The following is a 4,742-nucleotide window of genomic DNA, read 5'->3' as shown; positions in this document are numbered from 1 at the left end:
TTTCGTCTGCTGTGGGCCGTCAGGCCTTCGGCCCCTTGGCGGCGGCCTCGGCCGCCTCCTTGGCCTCCCACTCCGCGATCACATTGATCGGCGGCGGCGCCTTCGCCAGGAAGACCCAGGTGAAGTACACGGCGAGCACCATCGGCGGGAGCTTCAGCGCAATCAGCACCCAGCCCAGCTGCGTCGCGTCACCCCACCAGTACAGCGGGAAGAGGATCGCGTACTTGGCGAGGAAGATCAGGCCCCAGGCCAGGCTGGCCTTGACGTACGCCTTCTTGCGCCCGGGGTTGCGGGTGCGCCAGGACAGGTTCTCCTTGAACACCGGCCCCAGGATCACGCCGAGCAGGGGGAAACCCACCAGCGCCGAGAGCGTGAAGGCCACGCCCAGCCCCGCGCCGTAGATCATGCCGGGCAGGTAGAAGCCCTTCGCGTTGTCCGTGAAGAGGGCGAAGGCCACACCCACGCCCACGCCGAAGACACCGCTGAAGGCGTGCTTGACGGTGTCCTTGCGGGCGAGCCGCACGATCACCAGCAGGACCGCGAGGGCGCCCGCCGCGATCGCGGACATCTTCACGTCCTTGTTGATCGTGTAGATCATCACGAAGAGCAGGCCCGGGAGCATCGTCTCCACGGTGCCCCGGATGCCGCCGAAGGCGTCGAAGAGCGCCGCCTGGGTCACGGCCTTCTGGTCCTCGGAAGGGGCGGCGGCATGGCGCGGCCCTGCCGGTTCCGGGGTGGTCGGTTTGTCGAGTGACGTCACCGGTCAGTGCTCCTGTCCGAGCGGGCGGAGTTCGTACTTCGGGTTGAAGAGCACCCGACGGCCGTGGGTCATGGAGATGCGCCCCGAGGCGATCATGCGTCGGCCGGGCTCGATTCCCACGATCGAGCGACGCCCGAGCCAGACCACGTCCAGCGGGGCCGAGCCGTCGAAGAGCTCGGCCTCCAAGGCGGGAACGCCCGCGCGCGGCCGAAGGGTGACCGTACGCAGGGTCCCGGTCACCTTGACTATCTGACGGTCGTGGCAGTCGCAGATCCGCGTACACCCCGCGGCTTCTGCGTCCTCCTGCAGCTCCGCCGAATGCAGCTCCTCCTGGGAGGTGGACAGCCGCTCAATCATCCGGCGGAACCGGCCCGCAGGCCTGGCCGGCTTCGCGGGCTTCTCGGGACGCGGTTCAGCACTCATACAGGAAGCGTACCGGCGCGCCCTCTACCGCTCGAAGCGGTATCCCATGCCCGGCTCGGTGATGAAGTGCCGCGGGTGCGAGGGGTTCGCCTCCAGTTTGCGCCTCAGTTGGGCCATGTAGACCCGCAGATAGTTCGTCTCGGTGCCGTACGAGGGCCCCCAGACCTCCTGGAGCAGTTGCTTCTGGCTGACCAGCTTGCCGCGGTTGCGGACCAGGACCTCCAACAGGTGCCACTCGGTGGGCGTCAGCCGTACGTCGCGTCCCTCGCGCACGGCCTTCTTGGCGGCCAGGTCCACCGTGAAGTCGGCCGTCTCCACGATCACCTCGCCCTCACCGGAGCCCGCGGCCGGCTCGGCCCGGCGGACGGCGGCGCGCAGCCGCGCCAGCAGCTCGTCCATGCCGAAGGGCTTGGTGACGTAGTCATCGGCGCCCGCGTCCAGCGCCTCGACCTTCTCGTCGGAGCTGTGCCGGGCGGACAGGACGAGGATCGGTACCCGGGTCCAGCCGCGCAGGCCCTTGATCACCTCGACCCCGTCCATGTCGGGCAGTCCGAGGTCGAGGACGACCACGTCGGGACGGCGGGCGGCCGCGAGCTCCAGTGCGCTCGCGCCGTCGGCCGCGGCGTCGACCTCATACCTGCGCGCCTTCAGGTTGATCACAAGGGCTCGGACGATCTGCGGCTCGTCTTCCACCACGAGCACCCGGGTCATCGAGGTCCTGCCTTCTGTCGCGTCATCCGATCACGGTCGTGATCACGTTCTGTCGGTGCCATGGGTTCCGGAGGTCTCAGAGGTTCCCTCGGTCGCGTCGTCCCGCCCGTCCCCGCCTCGGCGTCCCCGACCCCGCCCACGCCCCCGCCCCCGCCCGCGTCCACGCCCGCGCTCGCGTCCACCGTGGCGCGTGCCGCCGCCCGGCCGCCGGGCACCGCGCGCAGGGTGAGCACCATGGTCAGCCCGCCCCCGGGGGTGTCCTCGGCCGTCAGGGTGCCGTCCATGGCCTCGGCGAACCCGCGGGCGACGGCGAGCCCGAGGCCCACGCCGACCCCGCGCGGGGCGTCCCCGTACCGCTGGAAGGGGGCGAAGATCCGGTCCTTGGCCTCGGCGGGCACGCCCCTCCCGCGGTCGACGACCCGGACCTCGACCCGTTCGCCGAGGCAGCTGGCCGCCACCAGGACGGGCTCCCCCGCCGGGCTGTACTTGACGGCGTTCTCCACCACGTTGGCCACGGTGCGCTCCAGCAGCCCCGGGTCCACCGCCACCATCGGCAGCGTCTCGGGCACGTCCAGCAGCACGCTGTCCTCCGGTACGCCGCCCAGCGCCATCGGGACCACCTCGTCGAGGTCGATCTCCCTGATAAGTGGAGTGACGGTGCCGGTCTGCAGCCGGGACATGTCGAGCAGGTTGCCCACCAGGTGGTCGAGGCGGTCCGCCCCGTCCTCGATGCCTTCGAGGAGCTCGGCCCGGTCCTCCTCGCTCCACTCCACGTCTGTGGAGCGCAGGGAGCTCACGGACACCTTGATGGAGGCCAGCGGCGTACGGAGGTCATGGCTGACGGCGGCCAGCAGCGCGGTGCGGATCCGGTTGCCCTCGGCCATGCGGCGGGCCTCCTCGGCCTCGCCGATCAGCCGCTGGCGGTCCAGCACCACGGCCGCCTGCGCCGCGAAGGCGCCGAGCACCCGGCGGTCCTCGGCGGGCAGCACCCGGCCGGACAGGGCCAGTGCCATGTCGTCCCCGATGGGCATGTCCACGTCGGCGTCCTCCGGCCGTGCGACGGGGCTGGGGCCCACGCTGCCGGCCGGTTTCCACGGCTCCACGTCGTTCGCCCGCTCCAGCAGGGCCACGGACTCCATGGCGAAGGTCTCGCGCACCCGCTCCAGCAGCGCGTCCAGCGTGGTCTCGCCGCGCAGCACGCTGCCGGCCAGGAACGAGAGGATCTCGGACTCGGCGCGCAGCCGGGCCGCCTGGTGGGTGCGCCGGGCGGCCAGGTCCACCACGGAGGCCACGGAGACGGCGACCCCGAAGAAGACGGCGATGGCGACGACGTTCCTGGGGTCGGACACCGTGAACCGGTGCAGCGGTGGCGCGAAGAAGTAGTTCAGGAGCAGCGAGCCGAGGGCGGCGGAAGCCAGGGCCGGCCAGAGCCCGCCGAGCAGCGCGGCCGCCACCGTCAGCGACAGGAAGAGCAGCATGTCGTTGGCGAGGCCGAGGTCCGCGTCGACGTGCGTGAGCAGCAGGCACAGCAGTACGGGGAGGAGGGTCCCCACGACCCAGCCGGCGATGATCCGGGTTCGTCCGAGCCGGGCCGCCGAGCGCACCACGGGCAGGCCGCGGCCCTTGGCGACGTGCTCATGCGTGACGATGTGCACGTCGAGGTCGGGCCCCGAGTCGCGGGCGACGCTCGCGCCGACGCCGGGCCCGAAGACGTACTGCCACGAGCGGCGGCGGCTGGAGCCGAGCACGATCTGGGTGGCGTTCACCCCGCGTGCGAAGGCCAGCAGGGCGTCGGGGACGTTGTCGCCGATCACATGGTGAAACGTTCCGCCCAGGTCCTCGACCAGGGTCCGCTGGACCGCGAGCTCCTTCGGCGAGGCGGCGGTCAGGCCGTCGCTGCGGGCGATGTAGACCGCCAGGATCTCGCTGCCCGAGCCCTTGGCGGCCATCCGCGAGGCCCGCCGGACGAGCGTGCGACCCTCCGGCCCGCCGGTGAGCCCGACGACGATCCGCTCCCGCGCCTGCCAGGTCGAGCGGATACCGTGCTCACCCCGGTACTTCTGGAGGTACTCGTCCGCCCGGTCGGCCACCCACAGCAGCGCCAGCTCGCGCAGTGCGGTGAGGTTGCCCGGCCGGAAGTAGTTGGACAGGGCCGCGTCGACCTTCTCGGGCTTGTATATGTTCCCGTGGGCCATCCGCCGGCGCAGTGCCTGCGGGGACATGTCGACCAGTTCGACCTGGTCGGCCCGGCGGACCACCTCGTCCGGCACGGTCTCCCGCTGCCGCACCCCGGTGATCGACTCGACGACGTCCCCGAGCGACTCCAGGTGCTGGATGTTCACGGTGGACACGACGTCGATGCCGGCCCGCAGCAGCTCCTCCACGTCCTGCCAGCGCTTGGCGTTGCGCGAGCCGGGCACATTGGTGTGCGCGAGCTCGTCCACCAGCGCCATGGCGGGCCTGCGGGCGAGGAGCGCGTCCACGTCCATCTCGGTGAAGGCGGCACCCCGGTAGGTCAGGGCCCTGCGTTCCACCTGTTCGAGGCCGTGGAGCATGACCTCCGTCCGCGGCCGGTCGTGATGCTCGACGAAGCCGACGACGCAGTCCGTGCCCCGTTCCATCCGACGACGGCCCTCGGAGAGCATCGCGTAGGTCTTGCCCACACCGGGTGCCGCGCCGAGGTAGATCCTGAGCTTGCCGCGTCCCATGGGCCCATTCTCCGGGACGTCCACGCCGCGCACGCACCGATACGCGCCCAGGCGCCGATCCCTGACGGATCCCTGACACCCGCTGGGACGCGGAGAAGCCGCTGGGACGCGAGAAGCCGGTGGGCCCCACCCCGAAGGAG

At 71.4% G+C, this 4,742-nt stretch carries 4 protein-coding genes; all 4 read right to left on the bottom strand.

The window, feature by feature from the left end; translation table 11 throughout:
- Window positions 1-19: 19 nt before the first annotated feature.
- The 4 genes from ACWGIU_RS30175 to ACWGIU_RS30160 are packed head-to-tail and all read right to left on the bottom strand — an operon-like array spanning window position 20 to window position 4,602.
- Entirely contained in the window at window positions 20-760 is a 741-nt protein-coding gene (locus ACWGIU_RS30175) for a DUF3159 domain-containing protein (RefSeq protein WP_453711086.1), read from the bottom strand.
- A 3-nt stretch (window positions 761-763) separates the two neighbouring features.
- Window positions 764-1,183, bottom strand: coding sequence for an OB-fold nucleic acid binding domain-containing protein (locus tag ACWGIU_RS30170; RefSeq protein ID WP_266378698.1), 420 nt, complete (start codon window positions 1,181-1,183; stop codon window positions 764-766).
- A gap of 24 nt (window positions 1,184-1,207) precedes the next feature.
- Window positions 1,208-1,894 carry a response regulator gene (locus ACWGIU_RS30165; protein WP_453711084.1) on the bottom strand — a complete coding sequence of 229 codons (687 nt, stop codon included), beginning with the start codon at window positions 1,892-1,894 and terminating at the stop codon, window positions 1,208-1,210.
- Window positions 1,891-4,602 (bottom strand): DUF4118 domain-containing protein, encoded by a 2,712-nt coding sequence (locus tag ACWGIU_RS30160; protein WP_453711082.1) that lies wholly within the window; start codon window positions 4,600-4,602, stop codon window positions 1,891-1,893. The genes ACWGIU_RS30165 and ACWGIU_RS30160 overlap by 4 nt, the downstream gene beginning before the upstream one ends.
- Window positions 4,603-4,742: the final 140 nt, after the last annotated feature.

Source organism: Streptomyces sp. NPDC054840 (assembly GCF_053611065.1).
The sequence above is the reverse complement of the archived record's forward strand: the minus strand, read 5'-3'. Positions and strand labels throughout refer to the sequence as shown.